This window comes from Streptomyces sp. NPDC031064 (assembly GCF_055570965.1).
Window position 1 is genome coordinate 20,200 of sequence record NZ_JBVIGF010000011.1, and the last position, 14,754, is coordinate 34,953.

Annotated in this window: 15 protein-coding genes; 6 read left to right on the top strand and 9 right to left on the bottom strand. The window is 72.2% G+C overall.

Annotation, left to right across the window (positions count from 1 at the left end; translation table 11 throughout):
• Position 1: 1 nt before the first annotated feature.
• Positions 2-1,228 carry an aminotransferase class I/II-fold pyridoxal phosphate-dependent enzyme gene (locus tag ACZ46W_RS32190; protein WP_468345336.1) on the bottom strand — a complete coding sequence of 409 codons (1,227 nt, stop codon included), beginning with the start codon at positions 1,226-1,228 and terminating at the stop codon, positions 2-4.
• 358 nt (positions 1,229-1,586) lie between these two features.
• On the opposite strand from ACZ46W_RS32190, the gene ACZ46W_RS32195 reads away from it, so the two are divergent.
• Entirely contained in the window at positions 1,587-2,441 is an 855-nt protein-coding gene (locus ACZ46W_RS32195) for an AfsR/SARP family transcriptional regulator (protein ID WP_468345339.1), read from the top strand.
• Positions 2,442-2,751: 310 nt separating this feature from the next.
• Here the strand turns inward: ACZ46W_RS32195 and ACZ46W_RS32200 are convergent, their stop codons facing one another.
• From ACZ46W_RS32200 to ACZ46W_RS32210, 3 genes are read right to left on the bottom strand one after another with little or no spacing between them, the layout of a single operon-like run.
• Complete coding sequence (locus ACZ46W_RS32200; RefSeq protein ID WP_468345342.1) at positions 2,752-3,504, bottom strand: SDR family NAD(P)-dependent oxidoreductase; 753 nt, start codon at positions 3,502-3,504, stop codon at positions 2,752-2,754.
• The gene (locus tag ACZ46W_RS32205) at positions 3,501-4,487 is read right to left on the bottom strand and encodes a 3-oxoacyl-ACP synthase III family protein (RefSeq protein ID WP_366132354.1); all 987 of its coding nucleotides are present in this window, start codon (positions 4,485-4,487) and stop codon (positions 3,501-3,503) included. The genes ACZ46W_RS32200 and ACZ46W_RS32205 overlap by 4 nt, the downstream gene beginning before the upstream one ends.
• A gap of 12 nt (positions 4,488-4,499) precedes the next feature.
• On the bottom strand, positions 4,500-4,754 hold the full coding sequence (locus ACZ46W_RS32210) for a hypothetical protein (RefSeq protein ID WP_366132355.1): 255 nt from the start codon (positions 4,752-4,754) through the stop codon (positions 4,500-4,502).
• Between the two features lie 169 nt (positions 4,755-4,923).
• Here ACZ46W_RS32210 and ACZ46W_RS32215 point away from each other — a divergent pair, with 169 nt between their 5' ends.
• The 5 genes from ACZ46W_RS32215 to ACZ46W_RS32235 are packed head-to-tail and all read left to right on the top strand — an operon-like array spanning position 4,924 to position 10,228.
• Positions 4,924-5,802, top strand: a complete 879-nt coding sequence (locus ACZ46W_RS32215) for a class I SAM-dependent methyltransferase (RefSeq protein WP_468345346.1) — start codon at positions 4,924-4,926, stop codon at positions 5,800-5,802.
• 13 nt (positions 5,803-5,815) lie between these two features.
• Positions 5,816-7,381 (top strand): flavin-containing monooxygenase, encoded by a 1,566-nt coding sequence (locus tag ACZ46W_RS32220; protein WP_468345348.1) that lies wholly within the window; start codon positions 5,816-5,818, stop codon positions 7,379-7,381.
• 19 nt (positions 7,382-7,400) lie between these two features.
• A complete protein-coding gene (locus tag ACZ46W_RS32225) occupies positions 7,401-8,897 on the top strand; it encodes an FAD-binding protein (RefSeq protein ID WP_468345351.1) in 1,497 nt (498 codons plus the stop codon).
• Between the two features lie 42 nt (positions 8,898-8,939).
• Entirely contained in the window at positions 8,940-9,407 is a 468-nt protein-coding gene (locus ACZ46W_RS32230; RefSeq protein ID WP_468345354.1) for an SRPBCC family protein, read from the top strand.
• Positions 9,404-10,228, top strand: a complete 825-nt coding sequence (locus ACZ46W_RS32235) for an alpha/beta fold hydrolase (protein ID WP_468345357.1) — start codon at positions 9,404-9,406, stop codon at positions 10,226-10,228. Before ACZ46W_RS32230 ends, ACZ46W_RS32235 begins: the two co-directional genes overlap by 4 nt.
• Positions 10,229-10,306: 78 nt before the next feature.
• Here ACZ46W_RS32235 and ACZ46W_RS32240 read toward each other — a convergent pair whose 3' ends face one another.
• The 5 genes from ACZ46W_RS32240 to sigJ form a co-directional block, all read right to left on the bottom strand.
• Positions 10,307-11,302: an AraC family transcriptional regulator gene (locus ACZ46W_RS32240; RefSeq protein WP_468345359.1), complete on the bottom strand. Its 996-nt coding sequence runs from the start codon at positions 11,300-11,302 to the stop codon at positions 10,307-10,309.
• Between the two features lie 96 nt (positions 11,303-11,398).
• The gene (locus ACZ46W_RS32245; protein ID WP_468345361.1) at positions 11,399-11,893 is read right to left on the bottom strand and encodes an anthrone oxygenase family protein; all 495 of its coding nucleotides are present in this window, start codon (positions 11,891-11,893) and stop codon (positions 11,399-11,401) included.
• Positions 11,894-11,908: 15 nt separating this feature from the next.
• On the bottom strand, positions 11,909-12,565 hold the full coding sequence (locus ACZ46W_RS32250) for a hemerythrin domain-containing protein (protein WP_468345365.1): 657 nt from the start codon (positions 12,563-12,565) through the stop codon (positions 11,909-11,911).
• Between the two features lie 109 nt (positions 12,566-12,674).
• Positions 12,675-13,514, bottom strand: coding sequence for an NmrA family NAD(P)-binding protein (locus ACZ46W_RS32255; protein ID WP_468345368.1), 840 nt, complete (start codon positions 13,512-13,514; stop codon positions 12,675-12,677).
• A 244-nt stretch (positions 13,515-13,758) separates the two neighbouring features.
• On the bottom strand, positions 13,759-14,706 hold the full coding sequence (gene sigJ, locus ACZ46W_RS32260; protein ID WP_468345372.1) for an RNA polymerase sigma factor SigJ: 948 nt from the start codon (positions 14,704-14,706) through the stop codon (positions 13,759-13,761).
• Positions 14,707-14,754: the final 48 nt, after the last annotated feature.

Here is a 14,754-nt window from a genome sequence, read left to right on the forward strand (position 1 = left end):
CTCAGGCGCCGGCGGCGGTGAGGATGCCGCACTCGCGTGCGGAGGTCAGGAACGCCTCGGCCGCGAAGTCGATGTCGGCCTCGGTGTGCCGGGCGGTGACGGCGATCCGCAGCCGGGCCAGGTCGTTGGGGACGGCCGGGGTGACCACGGGCAGGCCGATGACGCCGTTGCGGCGGCAGGCGGTGGCGAGGTCGTACGCCGCCTCGTCGGACCCGGCGATCAGCGGCAGTACGGCGGTCTCGCTGTCCTGGGTGCGCAAGCCCCCGGCGTTGAGGACGCGGCGCAGCCGCTCGGACTGGTGCTGGATGTGCGCGACGCGTTCCGGTTCGCGCTGGAGGATGCGCAGCGACTCCAGGGCGGCGGCGGCCTGGGCGGGGCCGAGGGCGGCGGAGAACAGGAACGGCCGTGCCGCGTACCGGAGGTGGCCGATCAGGTCGGCCGGTCCGGCGACCCAGCCGCCCATGGAGGGGATGGCCTTGGACAGGGTGCCGAGCTTGATGTCGACCTTGGCCTGCCAGTCGAAGTGCTCCTCGATGCCGCGTCCGGTGGCCCCGATGACGCCGAGGGCGTGGGCCTCGTCGACCATGAGCAGCGCGTTGTGCTCGTCGCAGACCTTGCGCAGCTCGGGCAGCGGGGCGATGTCGCCGTCCATGGAGTAGACGCTGTCGACGATGACGAGGCGTACGCCGTCGGGTCCGGCGGCCCGCAGCCGCCGGTCGAGGTGGTCGACGTCGTTGTGCCGGAAGCGGGTGACCGTGGCGCCGGACAGACGGCAGCCGTCGACGATCGAGGCGTGGTCGTACTTGTCGATGAAGACGGTGTCGCCCGGGCCGACCAGGCCGCCGACGGTGCCGACGTTGGCGGCGTAACCGGACCCGAAGACCATGGACGTCTCGCGGTCGGCGAACCGGGCGACCTCCGCCTCCAGCTCCTCGTGCAGCGGGATGGTCCCGGCCAGGGCGCGCACGCCGTGGTTGCCGGTGCCGTACAGGTCGACGGCGGCCTTGGCGGCGGCGACGACCCGTTCGTCACCGGCCAGTCCGAGGTAGCTGTATCCGGACATCATCAGCAGCCGGCGCCCGTCGAGGTCGGCGTAGGCGCTGTCGCGCTCGACGGTGTACGCGACGAAGCTGTTGCGGCGGCCGGGTTCCGATTCGAGCGACCGCACCCGCCGTCGTGTGGCCGCCAGCTTCGGCTCCAGGCGATCCCATGCTCCGGGTGCGTTCACGTGCGTCTCCTCATCCACGGCAGCTCGTCCTTCTCGGCACATCTCGGCATTGACCCAACACGACGTCATTTCTAGGCGGCGGCCGCAAGACGCGCGCAATTTCCTTTTCGGTGGACCGGGCAAGAGCGCGCGAAATACCGGACGGGAGGGTTCCGACTATTCACGGCGGTATGTTTCCGGCCATGGTTGAACAGTTCTACGAGACGCCGGTACGGTCGAATGCACGGGAAAGGGAGTGGAAAAGGGAACCGGTCGGCGACGGAGTCGCAAGATCGGCCCCGTAATGGTCCGCGGTCCCTTTTCGTGCGCGCTCACGCGCTTTCGGCCAGGGGCCGCCGATGTCATGGGGGATTCAGCTTTGCTGATCAGACTCGTAGGACTCGTCACCATCGAACACGACGGTGTTCCGCCTCAGCACCTGTCGAGCGCCCAGGCCCAGGTGGCCTTCGCCCGGCTGGTCCTGGAACGCGCGGCGGGCACCGGCCGCGACCAGCTCGCCGACACCGTGTGGCCGGACGGGCTGCCGGACACCTGGGCGTCGGCCCTGCGCAGTGTCGTCAGCCGGGTGCGTGCCTATGTCACCAGCCCGCACCAGAAGCCGGGCGAGACACCGCTGGTCGCCCGCAGCGGCCGCTACCTGCTGAAGCTGCCCGGCGACACGGCGGTCGACGTGGAGGCGGCCGAAGTGGCGGTCGCCGAGGCGCGGGAGGCGTTCGCCGAGGGCGCCCACGCCGTGGCACGGCAGTTGGCCGCCGGCGCGGTGTCCAACCTGCGCGGCTCGTTCCTGCCGGCTCACGAGGGCGAGTGGGTCGGCGCCGTACGCGAACGGGTGGACGAACTGCGCCTGACCGCCCTGGAGCTGGCGAGCCTGTCCGCCTCCGCCCTGGGCGACCAGCACCACGGGCTGCGGTACGCGGACGAGGCGGTGCGCCGTGCGCCGTTCCGGGAGAGCGCCCACCGCTGCCGGATGACGGCGCACGCCTCGGCCGGCAACCGGGCGGACGCGCTGCGCGCGTACCACCAACTGCGCGAGGTGCTCGCCGAGGAGCTGGGCATCGACCCGGCGGCCGAGACCCAGCGGGCGTACCTGGAGCTGCTGCGCGCCTCCGGCCCCTCCCTCCCGCGCCGCCCCGCCTACGTGGAGCCCGGCCCCCCGGACGCCCTGGACCCCGTGCTGCTGGGCGCCTTCGAGGCGCTGCCGCCCCCGCGCTGACGGTTCCCGGGGGCGTTGCACCCCCAGGGCGCCCCCGGCCGGGGTGACGGTGCCCGGGGTGGTCGCCTTTTGGGCGGTGCGTCCCGGGGCCCGGGGGTCCGGGTGCCCGGTGGGCCGGGTACCCGGTGGGCCCGGGGCGCCGCTGTTGGAGGCGGGCGCCGGGGCCTCCGGTGGGGGATATTCGGACTGCGCTTCGCGCCTTTACGTCCGAACACCCCCCACCTCCGACCCCGTCACCCTCACGCCGGTGGGAGCAGGGAAAAGGGGCCCGGGCCTGGTGGCCGGGCCCCTTTTGGGGTGCGCGGGTCCGTCAGGTGATGGACACTCCGCTGTCGATGCTGATCACCTGGCCCGTCATGCAGTCCTGATCCAGGAACAGCGCGGCGCTGCGGGCGACCTCCTCGACCGTGACGAAGCGAGGGATCGGAGCCTTGGTCTCCATCCCCTCCTTCACCCGGTCGGGGAGGTCCTGCGTCATGCCGGTGATCATGAAGCCGGGCGAGAGGGCGTTGACGGTGACCCCGCGCCGGCCGCACTCGGCGGCCAGCGTGCGGGTGAAGCCGATCAGCCCCGCCTTCGAGGCGGAGTACGCCGTCTGGCCCGCCGTCGCGATCAGACCGGACGGCGACACCACGTTGAGGACCCGGCCCCACCGCTGCCGCAGCATGTGCGGAACGGCCACGCGGGCGGTGTGGAAGGAGCCGATCAGGTTGGTCTGGATCACCTCCGCCCAGTCCGCCGGCGACTGCATCGCCATCAGCGCGTCCTTGCGGATCGCGCCGTTGTTGACCAGGACGTCCACCGGACCGAGCCGGGCGCCGATCTCCTCGTACATCGCCGTGACGGCCTCGTACGAGCCGACGTCGCCGCTGACCACGACCGAGTCGTTGCGCAGCCGGTCCGCCACGGCGAGGGCCGCGTCCTTCGAGCTGTTGTAGTGGACCGCGACCCGGCAGCCGAGGGCGTCCAGTTCGATCGCCAGGGCCTGGCCGAGCCCGCCGGACGCTCCCGTGACGAGGGCGACCGGCCGTTCGGGCCGGCTGCCCGCGGGCTTGCTGCTCATCGCTTCCCTCCGCCCCACTCCAGCAGGACCGACCCCCAGGTCATCCCCGCACCGAACCCGGCCAGCAGCACCAGGTCACCGTCCTTGACGCGGCCCTCGTCCAGGGCCTCGGTCAGCGCGATCGGGATGGACGCGGAGGCCGTGTTGCCGTACTTGTGCAGATTGGCGACCAGGGCCTCGGGCCGCAGCCCCGTGTGGCTCAGGATCGAGTTGATGATCCGGATGTTCGCCTGGTGCGGGATGACGTGGTCCACGTCGGCCGCGTCGACCTTCGCCTCGGCCAGCGTCTCGCGCACCGTGCGCACCGTGTACCGCACGGCGTTGAGGTAGATCTCGTTGCCGTTGATCTGCGCGTAGTGCAGGCCCTGGCGCACGGTCTCCTCGGTGGTGGGCATCCGGCTGCCGCCGGCGAGCACCTTGAGGCTGCCGGTGCAGCTCCCGTCCGCGCCCAGGTTCCAGGCGAGGACCCGGTCCTGGGCGGCCGGCTGGAGCACGACCGCGCCCGCGCCGTCGCCGACGAGGATCGACAGGTCGCGGTCGGCCGGGTTGGCCGTCAGGGTGTGGGTGTCGGAGCCGATCAGCAGGATCGGGCGCGGGTCGATCTTGATCAGCGCCATGGCCTGGACCAGTCCGTAGACGAACCCCGCGCACTCGGAGTTGACGTCGTGCGCGCTGCCGGCGATGCCCAGTTCGTGGTGGACGAACGCGGACGTCGCCGGGGAGGGCTGCTCGGGCGTGGCGGTGGCGACGATCAGGTGCGCGATGTCCCCGCCGCCCAGCCCGGCCTTGTCCAGCGCGCGCCGGCCGGCCTCGACGGCCAGGGAGGCGGTCGTCTGGCCCGGCCCGACGGCCCGCCGTTCACGGATTCCGCACCGGCTGACGATCCAGTGCTCGTCCACGCCGAAGCGCTGCGCCAGCTCCTGGCTGGAGACGACGCGCTCGGGTACGGCCATGCCCCACCCGGTGATGTCGAAGCCGTTCACGGGCGGTCCCGCTCAGACCTGCGCCGGCACGAGCGCGACGATGCGGTCGTAGACGACGCGCAGCGTGGTCGTGTCGTCGATGTCCGCGAAGAGCGACTCGTCTGCGGGGATGTGGGGGTACGCGTTCTGGAAGCCGTACAGCCACTCCATCAGGTCCAGCGAGTCGACGTCCGCGATGTGCTGGAGCGGGTGGTCGGGGTCGACCTTCTCGGCGCCCGACACGGCCTCGAGCTGGCTCGCCAGTTCTTCGATGGTGGGCAGGGACATGAGGTGGGTCCTCTCTCGCGGGGCTCGGTCGTTCGGTGGGAATGGAAGCCCGGGCCGCGCAACGCGTGCGCAACACGGGTTCGCGGCGGCCGTCTTGCACATCTGTTGCGAGCGACCCGCTTTCCTCGTCTGCGACAGCGCACGCCGCCAGGAGGAGTTGAGGACGCACATGACGACGGTCGCAGACAGGTCGGTCCCCGAGGTCGACGCGATCAGGCACCACTACGAGGTGAGCAACGACTTCTATCGCCTCCTGCTGGGCCCCACGATGATGTACTCCGGCGGGTACTGGGAGGAGGGCGAGGGCCTGACCGAGGCGCTCGACGAGGCCCAGGAGCGCAAGCTCGACACGTTCGTCGAGCTGGCGCGCGCCGCCGGTGCGCGCCGGGTGCTGGACGTGGGCTGCGGCTGGGGCACCATGCTCAACCGGCTGACCACCGTCCACGGCGTGGAGCAGGCCGTCGGGCTCACCCTCAGCCGTACGCAGGAGCAGTTCATCGCCGGCCTGGACAACCCGCGCATCACCACCCGGGTCGAGTCGTGGGAGGACCACGTCACCGACGACCCGTACGACGCGGCGTTCTGCATCAACGCGCTGGAGCACTTCGTCTCCTCCACGCTGCCGCCGCGCGAGCGCACCAAGAAGTACCGGGTGTTCTTCAACAAGGTGGGCGCCGCCCTCAAGCCCGGGGCCCGGTTCGTGCTGCACACCATGACCGCCGAGGCCCTGCCGATGAACCGGCAGCTCCTGGACGACCTGAAGTTCCTCCAGCGCTCCGAGTTCGAGAACTGCCACATCCCGCACCTGCACGAGCTGACGCAGGCGGCCGAGGGGCTCTTCGACGTCGTCGAGATCGTCAACGAGCGCGAGTCGTTCGCCGTCGCCTGCCGCGCCTGGCTGCGGCTGCTCGCCGAGCGCCGGGACGAGGCCGTCGCCCTGGAGGGCGAGGAGGTCGTCGCCCGCTTCGAGCGCTACCTGGACATCTTCGCGTACACGCTGGAGGACAAGTTCTTCAACAACTTCCGCGTGACCATCGCCCGGCGCTGAGGAGGAGGCCGACGTGACGAGCATTCTCGAACCGGCGCGCAGCGACGGCGGCACCCGGCCCTCGGCCGCGGCGACGGGCGGCGGGCCGACCCGGCACCTGCGGGTCGCCGTGATCGGCAGCGGCTTCTCCGGCCTGGGCATGGCGGTGCGCCTGCTCCAGCGCGGGATGGACGACTTCCTGGTGTTCGAGCGGGCCGACGAGGTGGGCGGCACCTGGCGCGACAACTCCTACCCGGGCGCCGCGTGCGATGTGATGTCCCACCTGTACTCCTTCTCCTTCGCGCAGAACCCGGGCTGGAAGTCCACGTTCGGCAAGCAGGAGGAGCTGTTCGCCTACCTGCGGGACGTGGCCGACCGGTTCGGGGTGCGCCCCCACATCCGCTTCGGCCACGAGCTGCTCGCCGCCCGCTGGGACGAGCCGACGCGCCGCTGGTACATCGAGACCTCGCAGGGCGACTACACCGCCCAGGTGCTGGTCTCGGGCACCGGCTACCTCTCCGAGGCGGCCGTCCCCGACATCCCGGGGCTCGCAGACTTCGAGGGCACGGTGTTCCACTCCTCGCGGTGGAACCACGACCACGACCTGACGGGCCGCAGCGTCGCCGTCATCGGCACCGGCGCCTCCGCCATCCAGTTCGTACCCAGGATCCAGCCCCAGGTGGGGCGGCTGGACCTCTACCAGCGCACCCCGCCGTGGATCGGGCCCAAGAACGACAAGCCGACCAGCCCGCTCCAGTCGGCGCTGCTGCACAAGGTGCCGGGCTACCAGAACTTCCGGCGCAACTTCAACATGTGGGGCCGCGAGGTCCTGGCCTTCGTGATGAAGCGGCCCAAGGTCGCCGGGAAGATGCAGAAGATGGCGAGCGACCACCTGAAGAAGTCGGTCGCCGACCCGGAGCTGAGGCGGAAGCTCACGCCCGACTACGTCATGGCGTGCAAGCGGCTGCTGTTCTCCAACACCTGGTACCCGGCGATCCAGCAGCCCAACGTCGACCTGGTCACCGACCCGATCGCCGAGGTGCGCCCCAAGTCGATCGTCACCGCCGACGGCACCGAGCGCGAGATCGACACGATCATCCTGGGGACCGGCTTCAAGGCCACCGACCGTCCCGTCGCGGGCCGCATCACCGGCCGCGGCGGCAGGCTGCTGCGTGACGTGTGGCGCGAGCAGGGCATGGCGGCGCACCGCGGCACGACGGTCGCCGGCTTCCCCAACCTGTTCCTGCTGCTGGGCCCCAACACCACGCTGGGGCACTCCTCGCAGGTGGTGATGATCGAGGCGCAGATCGGTTACGTCCTCGACGCTCTCGCGCACATGGACAAGCGCGGCCTGGCCAGTGTGGAGGTCCGCGCGGAGGCCCAGCGCGCCTGGAACGACGAGGTGCAGCGGCGGCTCGACGGCACGGTGTGGAACGCCGGCAACTGCCGTAGCTGGTACCTCGACGAGCACGGCCGCAACCCGTCGATCTGGCCCACGTACACCTGGCGGTTCCGCCGCCGCACCCGCCGGTTCGACCCGGCCGAGTACCAGCTCGCCACGTCCGTCGGCGCCGGAAGACCCGCCCTTGACCACGCATGACCGAACGGGAGACACGCAGATGAACACCACGCTCTCGCGTCGCAAGGTACTGGGCGGGTTCGCCGCCACCGCCGCCTCGGTCGTCGGCTGGAGCGCCGCGAGCCAGTCGTGGGCGACCGCCGCCGAGGTGTCCGACGGCGTCGCCGTGGCCGAGGCCCCGGCGCTGGACGGCACCCTGACGACCTCGGCGGCGGACCTGGAGCGCTTCCGCCACGACTTCGGCCGGCTGAAGACGTCGGCGCCCTGGGCGGTGCTGCGGCCCGGCTCGGACCGCGACATCGTCAAGATGGTCAACTACGCCCGGGCGAACAACCTGAAGATCGCCGTGAACGGGCAGGGCGGGACCAACGGCGACCAGGAGTCGCACTCCGTCTACGGCCAGGCGGCCGTGCCCACCGGCGGCATCTCCATCGACGCCCGCGCCATGTCGAGGATCATCAGCATCAACTCCACCAACGCCGTGGTGGAGGCGGGGGTGACCTGGGGCCAGCTCACCGACGCGGCCCTGAAGGCGGGCAAGACGCCGCCGGCCCTCCCCGACTACCTGCACCTGTCCATCGGCGGCACGCTCTCCATCGGCGGCATCGGCGGCACGGTGCAGAAGTACGGGCTGCTGTGCGACACCGTCCACTCGCTGGACGTGGTGACCGGCACCGGCCAGTTGCTGACGGTGTCCGCCTCGGCGTACCCCGACCTGTTCCACTCGGTGCTCTCGGGCGGCGGCCAGACCGCGATCATCCTGCGGGCCAAGGTGAAGCTGATCGCCGCGCCGCAGCGGTCGGTCGTCTTCAGCCTCTTCTACGACGACCTGGCCACGTACCTCGCCGACGGCGAGAAGGTCATGGCCGAGAACCGCTTCCACGTCCAGGCGGGCGAGATGCTGCGCAAGCCCGACGACTCGGGCTGGCGCTACAAGATGGAGGTGGCCGCCAACTACTCGGGCACGGCCGTCCCCGACCGCGCGGCGCTGCTGGCGGGGCTGCGCGACAACCGCGCCCAGGCGGTGATCGAGGACGTCGCCTACCGGGACTACATGTTCCGGCTCGACGGCTACGAGACGTACCTCAAGGAGAGCGGCCACTGGTACCAGCCCAAGCCCTGGCTGAGCCTGTTCCTGCCGGCCTCCAAGACGAAGGCGTTCATGGAGGTGGTCGAGAAGGAGCTGACGGCGGACAGCCTCGGCGGCGGGTTCCTGCTGTTCTACCCGTACTACACCCGCAAGGCGACCCGGCCGCTGGCGGTGCAGCCGAACGAGTCCGTCGGCTACCTCTTCGACCTGCTGCGCTTCCCCAACCCCGGCGAGACCGGCATCCAGCAGATGCTGGAGCAGAACCGGCAGCTCTACGACCGGGCCGTCGCGCTGGGTGCCAAGCGCTATCTGGTCGGCGCGATCCCGGGGATGACGCCGGCCGACTGGAAGGCCCACTTCGGCACCAGGTGGGAGGAGTTCTACCGGGCCAAGCGCCGCTGGGACCCGGCGAACATCCTCACGCCGGGCCAGGGCTTCTTCGGTTAGGGCTTCTTCGGTGAGGGCTTCTTCGGCAAAGGAGGCAGTGGCATGACAGGCTACGACCTGATCGACGAGGCGGTCGTCGACGCGCCGCCGGACGTCGTGTGGGACGCGCTGCTCGCGGAGTTCCGCGGCGGGGCGCGCTGGTGGGTGCCGGCCAACACCTTCGCCGTCAGATCCGGTTCGCCGGACGAGGTGGGCGGCGAGGTCGCGGTGACCGTGCACACCAAGGGCGTCGACAAGGGCGGCCCTAAGCTGCGGTTCACCGCGCGCACGACGGCGGTCGAGACGGGGCGCCGGCTGTCGGTCGAGTACGTCGACGGGGTCTTCCGTGGCCCAAGTGACTTCGTGCTCGACCCGCTGGACGGCGGGCGGCGGACCAGGATCGGCATGCACTTCCGGGGCCGTCCGCACGGCTGGCTGAAGGTGCTGGCGAAGGTGGCCGACATCGGCGCCGAGCACTCCAAGGCGACGAGCGCGGCGTTCGTGGCGCTGAACGGGGTGCTGAGCCGATGACGACGTTCGCCCCGGCGGCGACGGAGACGACGGTACGCACCGACGACGGCGCGCTGCTCGCGGTCACCGTGCTGCCCCCGCTCGGCGCCCCTTCGGGCTCCACCGTCGTGTGCGCCCACGGCTGGGCCGCGGCCCGCCGGGTGTGGGGCACCGTCGCCGACCGGCTGATCCGCGCCGGGCACCGGGTGGTGCTGTACGACCAGCGGGGCCACGGCGCCTCCACGCCGGGCCGGGAGCCGTTCGGGATCGCCCGGCTGGGCGCCGATCTGGGCGCGGTCGTGGACCATGTGGACGCGCCGGACGCGGTGCTGGTGGGCCATTCGGGCGGGGGCTTCGCGGCCCTGTCGTACGTGGCGTCCGGCGCCCGTGCCCTGCGCGGCCTGGTCCTGCTCGGCACGGCCGCGCACGGCCAGGACACGCCCGACAGCGAGGTGCGGATGATGGGCAGCGCGCTGTTCTCGCGGGCGCTGCGCAGGCCGGCGCTGGGCCGCCTGCTGCTGGGCCAGACCATGGGCAAGGGGGCCGACCCCCGGGCCATGGAGGTCAACCGGCAGATGTTCGCGGCCACGGCGCCGGCGGTACGGGCGGACGCGTTCCGCTCCTCGCGCGGCATGGACCTGCGCGCGGCGCTGGCGTCCGTACGCGTCCCCGCGGTGGTCCTGGCGGGCGCCGGTGACCGGGTGGTCGCCCCGGAGCTGGGCCGCGCGGTCGCCGAGGCCCTGCCGAAGGCGAGGTTCGAGGAGGTGCCGGGCGCCGGGCACATGCTGCCGCTGGAGGCCCCGTGGGCGGTCGTCCGGGCGGTGCGCGACCTGGCCGGCTGAACGAGCCCACGACCAGGCCGACGTACGACCGGGCTGACGTACCACCAGGCTCACGTACCACCAACAGGAGGCCCTGCCTCAGCGCCCCAGGATCACGGTCCGGGAGGGGGCGGCCGGGGGCAGGGCCTCCTTCGCCGTGCCACCGGTGCGGTACTCCTGCGGGCTCATGCCCCGTACCCGCTTGAACGCCGCGCTGAGCGCGAACGCGCTGCTGTAGCCGACCTGCCGGGCCACGGTCGCCACCGTCGCGTCCGGTTCGCGCAGCAGGTCGGCGGCGAGGGTGAGGCGCCAGGTGGCCAGGTACGCCATCGGCGGCTCCCCCACGACGGCGGCGAACCGGCGGGCCAGCCCGGCGCGGGAGACCCCGACCTTGCGGGCCAGCGACTCCACGGTCCAGGCGTGGCCCGGGTTCTCGTGCAGCAGGCGCAGCGCGGGGCCGACCGTGGGGTCGGACTGGGCGCGGTACCAGGCGGGGGCGCCGGCCGAGGGTTCGGCGAGCCAGGCGCGCAGGACGCTCACGAAGAGCAGGTCGAGGAGCCGGTCGAGGACCAGTTCCTGGCCGGGCTCCTCGCGGCCCATCTCCTGGGCGAGCAGCGCGACGAGGGGGTCGTGGCCGCCGGCGTCGCGGGGGCGTACGACCAGGGCGGGCAGCGCGTTCAGCAGCCGGCGGCCGACCTCGCTGGGCGCCTGGTAGGTGCCGCTGAGCATCACGGCCGAGCCCTGCCCCATGGTGTCGCCCCAGGTGCGTACGCCCAGGGCCATGGACTCCGTGACGTCCTCGCCGTCGGTGGTGTTGCAGCGCTGCTCGGGCCCGACGACGACCTGGACCGGGGTGCCGGGGGCGTCGGCGATGGTGTACGCGTCGGGGCCGCGCAGCACGGCGACGTCACCGGGCCGGATGAGGACGGGTGAGCCGTGGTCGGGGAGCACCCAGGCGTCGCCGTGGACCATGGTGACCAGCGAGATGGGCGCGCGGTCCTCGACACGCAGCGCCCACGGCGGGTTGAAGACGGACCTGAGCAGGAACGCGCCGCGCGCCTTGGGCCCTTCGAGCAGGCCGGTGAGTGCGTCCATGGGACGACCCCTTTCGCTGGGGACGTGGGTTGCGCCCGCCCTCCGTGCGGGGGACGTCCGGAGGGCGGGCGCGGCTTTGGGGTTCGCTCGTCGGGCTCAGGTACAGGAGGAGGCGAGCGCCCGGCCGAGGCAGGCGAGCGCGGCGGTGCAGGCCAGGGTGCGCACCGCGTTGGACGGCACCCACCGGGAGGTGAACGCCTGCCGCAGCGCGGCGAGTTCCCCGGCGTTCGCGGACGGTCCGGACGCGGCGGCGAGGCGCCGGTTGAGCGGCACGTTGACGCGGAAGGTGAGGGCGACGGCGGCCGTGTAGAGGGCGAGCGCGGCCCACGTCCAGCGGGCGGCGGCGCGCCGGCCGGTCCGCTGGAGGCGGCCGCCCGCGACGCCGGTCGCCAGGAAGGCGCCGAGGAAGACGAGCCCGAACAGCCCGTTCTCGATGGCCTCGTTGATGTGGTTCATGGCGGTCAGGTACGCCTGGTCGTCGCCGCGGGCGAGGCCGGGCAGCACGGACACGTCGAAGGCGAAGTACAGGCCGGCGCTGAGGCCCATGGCGATGGTGGCGGCGGTGAGCGCGGGCTGGGCGGCCTCGGGCATCGGCGGGTTCCTTCCTTACCTGTGTACGGGTTGGACGATGGCACCGAGTCCGGCTTCGTACCGGCGGCGCAGCGCGGTGCGGCCCAGGAGCCGCACGGGCGGCGGCATGGTGGCCGCGACGAGCGCCACGGACCGCCGGGGCGCCCCGTCGAACATCCACGGCGGCAGGTGGGTGAGGACGCGCAGGGGCGCGGTGCGCACCAGGCGCTGTTCCAGGGCGAGGTAGTCGCGGGCGGGGAGGCGGGCGAAGAGGGGGAAGACGGTTTCCTCCTCGTCCGCGAGGTGGTCGTGGAGGACGTCGGCGAACGCGGCGGCGGCCGGGGCCACGGCGGCCGGGTCGCCGCCCGGCCCCAGTGCGGCGCTCACCGCGTCCATGGCCCGGTCGAGCTCGGTGTGGTCACCGGCCAGCTCACGGGCCCGGTCGGCGAACTCGGGCAGGCGGCGGAGCAGTTCGGGCCACAGCAGGTCGTCCTCGCTGTGGTGGTGCCAGTCGATGACCTCGCGCAGCCGCCGCCACCACGCGCCGGCCGGGCCGAGTCCGGCGGCGGTGAGCCGGGGTGCCGCGGCGGTCAGCCTGGCCGCGTCGCGGCGCATGGCCACGTGCATGAGGGCGAATCCGTGGAAGTGGTCCGGCAGGGTGTCGAGGCGTTCGCTCGACATGGCTGTGGTCATGGCCGCCTCCCGGCGCTGGGGCCTTCAGGGTGTGGTCCGGCGCCGCCGGCGCGGGTGCGTCCTGTGAACCGCGCGGGCGGCGCCGGAGGCGTGGGGGCCGCCGACGGGGTCAGACGTTCCAGACACCACTGGCGGCGGCGTCCTTCGCGAAGTCGGAGAAGTCCTTCGGCTTGCGGCCGATGGCCTCCTCGACGCCGTTGACGACGCTGGCGTTGCGCCCGTCGAGGATCAGCCCGAACAGGTCGGCGAACTCGACCGGCAGGCCGTTCTCCTTCAGCACCGCGCGGTAGTCGTCGATCGAGACCGGGATGTACGTGATCTGGCGGCCGGTGGCCTTGGACAGCTCGGCGGCCACGTCGTGGAAGCTCAGCAGCCGGGGCCCGGACAGCTCGTAGGTCTTGCCGATGTGCTTGTCGTCGGTGAGCGCGGCGGTGACGACGTCGGCGATGTCGTCGGCGTCCACGAAGGGCTCGACGGCCTCGGCGGTCGGCAGGGCCAGTTCGCCGGCGAGGACGGGCTCCAGGAAGAAGCTCTCGCTGAAGTTCTGGTTGAACCAGTTGGCCCGTACGACGGTCCAGTCGGCGCCGGACTCCTTCAGCTTGTCCTCGCTGATGACCGCGCCCTCCTCACCGCGCCCGGAGAGCAGCACCAGGCGGCGCGCGCCTTTCTCGACGGCGACCTTCGAGAACGCGCCGACGGCCTCGGCGGCACCCGGGAAGGCGAGGTCGGGGTAGTAGGTGACGTACACGGCCCCGACGCCCTCCAGCGCGGCCTCCCACGTACCCGGGTCCTCCCACACGAAGGGAATCTCACCGGTACGCGACCCCACACGCACCGGCAGCCCGCGTGCGCTGAGCCGCTCGGCGACCCGGCGGCCGGTCTTGCCGGTGCCGCCGATGACCAGCGTCGTCTTCGTGCCGTTCGTCTGTGCGTTCTGTGTGTTCGTCATGGGGATCAGTCAACTCCTGCGCGGTGAGACGAGCCATAGCCACAGCACTCAACTCCATATGCGTGCGTCTACGGAGGAGCGAGCCGAAGCACGAACGCCCCGAGCCTAGGCACCCCCACACCGACCCGCCACCGCCTCACCCGGATCCTCCAGCGGGCCACGAGCGGGGCTTGAGGAGGGCGTCCGCACCGGCGCTCCCCCTCCCCCCCGGCGCTCGATGACGCCGTGGTCGAAGTCCAGCCGGTCAGCCCGCCGTCCACGGGCGGAGTTTGTCGGGGTTGCGCACCGCCCAGATGTGCGTGATCCGGTCGTCCGCGACGTCGAAGGCGTACACCGCCACGGTGACGCCGTCATGCTCGATCACCAGACCGGCCCGCCCGTTGACCGCGCGCTCCAGGACCTTCAGGCCGCCGGACGCCCGGACGGCGAGGTCGGTGAGGTAGCGCGCGATTCCTTCGCCGCCCTCGATCGGGTGGAGCGCGGCGGCGACCACACCGCCGCCGTCCGCCGTGAACGTGGCGCCGGGGGCGAGGAGGCTGATGAGGGCGTTGATGTCCTGCGCGTCCCACGCTCGCTTGAAGTCCCTGACGAGGCGGGCCTGGTGGGCTGCCGGGCCTTCCGGGGGCAGGGAGGCGCGGACGCGGCGACGGGCGGAGGAGGCCAGTTCACGGCATGCCGCCGGGCTGCGGCCGGTGATCCCGGCGATCTCGGCGAACGGGTAGCCGAAGACGTCGTGCAGGATGAGCGCGACGCGCTGGGCCGGGGTCATGGATTCGAGGGTGACGAGAAACGCCATGCTCACCGACTCGTCGAGTGTGACCCGGTCGGCCGGGTCCGCGGGGTGGGTCGCGGCGGTGCCTGGGCGCCCGCTGATCCAGTCGGTCCGCTCGGGCAGCGGCTCGGGTATCCATTCGCCCACGTAGCGCTCGCGCCGTACCCGCGCCGAGCCGAGGAGGTCCAGGCACACCCGGGTGGCGACCGTCGTCAGCCAGGCGCCGGGGGACTTGATGGCGTCCTGCTGCTGCCGGGACATGGCGTACCAGCGGGTACAGGTCTCCTGGACCGCGTCCTCGGCCTCGGCCAGGGAACCGAGCAGCCGGTAGGCGAGACCGATCAGCCGCCGCCGCTCGCTGATGATCGCGTCCAAGCCTGCGTCGGACTCGTCGTGTCGTGACTTCGTGTGGTCGGTCATGGTCTTGGCGGCTCCCTGGTCCCGGATCGTCCCTCCCCAGTCCGACGA

Excerpts from the sequence above, each read along its gene's own strand:
- ACZ46W_RS32200 (WP_468345342.1), bottom strand. The coding sequence starts at position 3,504 with ATGAGCAGCAAGCCCGCGGGCAGCCGGCCCGAACGGCCGGTCGCCCTC.
- ACZ46W_RS32210 (WP_366132355.1), bottom strand. The coding sequence starts at position 4,754 with ATGTCCCTGCCCACCATCGAAGAACTGGCGAGCCAGCTCGAGGCCGTG.
- ACZ46W_RS32215 (WP_468345346.1), top strand. The coding sequence starts at position 4,924 with ATGACGACGGTCGCAGACAGGTCGGTCCCCGAGGTCGACGCGATCAGG.
- ACZ46W_RS32225 (WP_468345351.1), top strand. The coding sequence starts at position 7,401 with ATGAACACCACGCTCTCGCGTCGCAAGGTACTGGGCGGGTTCGCCGCC.
- ACZ46W_RS32230 (WP_468345354.1), top strand. The coding sequence starts at position 8,940 with ATGACAGGCTACGACCTGATCGACGAGGCGGTCGTCGACGCGCCGCCG.
- ACZ46W_RS32235 (WP_468345357.1), top strand. The coding sequence starts at position 9,404 with ATGACGACGTTCGCCCCGGCGGCGACGGAGACGACGGTACGCACCGAC.
- ACZ46W_RS32240 (WP_468345359.1), bottom strand. The coding sequence starts at position 11,302 with ATGGACGCACTCACCGGCCTGCTCGAAGGGCCCAAGGCGCGCGGCGCG.
- ACZ46W_RS32245 (WP_468345361.1), bottom strand. The coding sequence starts at position 11,893 with ATGCCCGAGGCCGCCCAGCCCGCGCTCACCGCCGCCACCATCGCCATG.
- ACZ46W_RS32250 (WP_468345365.1), bottom strand. The coding sequence starts at position 12,565 with ATGACCACAGCCATGTCGAGCGAACGCCTCGACACCCTGCCGGACCAC.
- ACZ46W_RS32255 (WP_468345368.1), bottom strand. The coding sequence starts at position 13,514 with ATGACGAACACACAGAACGCACAGACGAACGGCACGAAGACGACGCTG.
- sigJ (WP_468345372.1), bottom strand. The coding sequence starts at position 14,706 with ATGACCGACCACACGAAGTCACGACACGACGAGTCCGACGCAGGCTTG.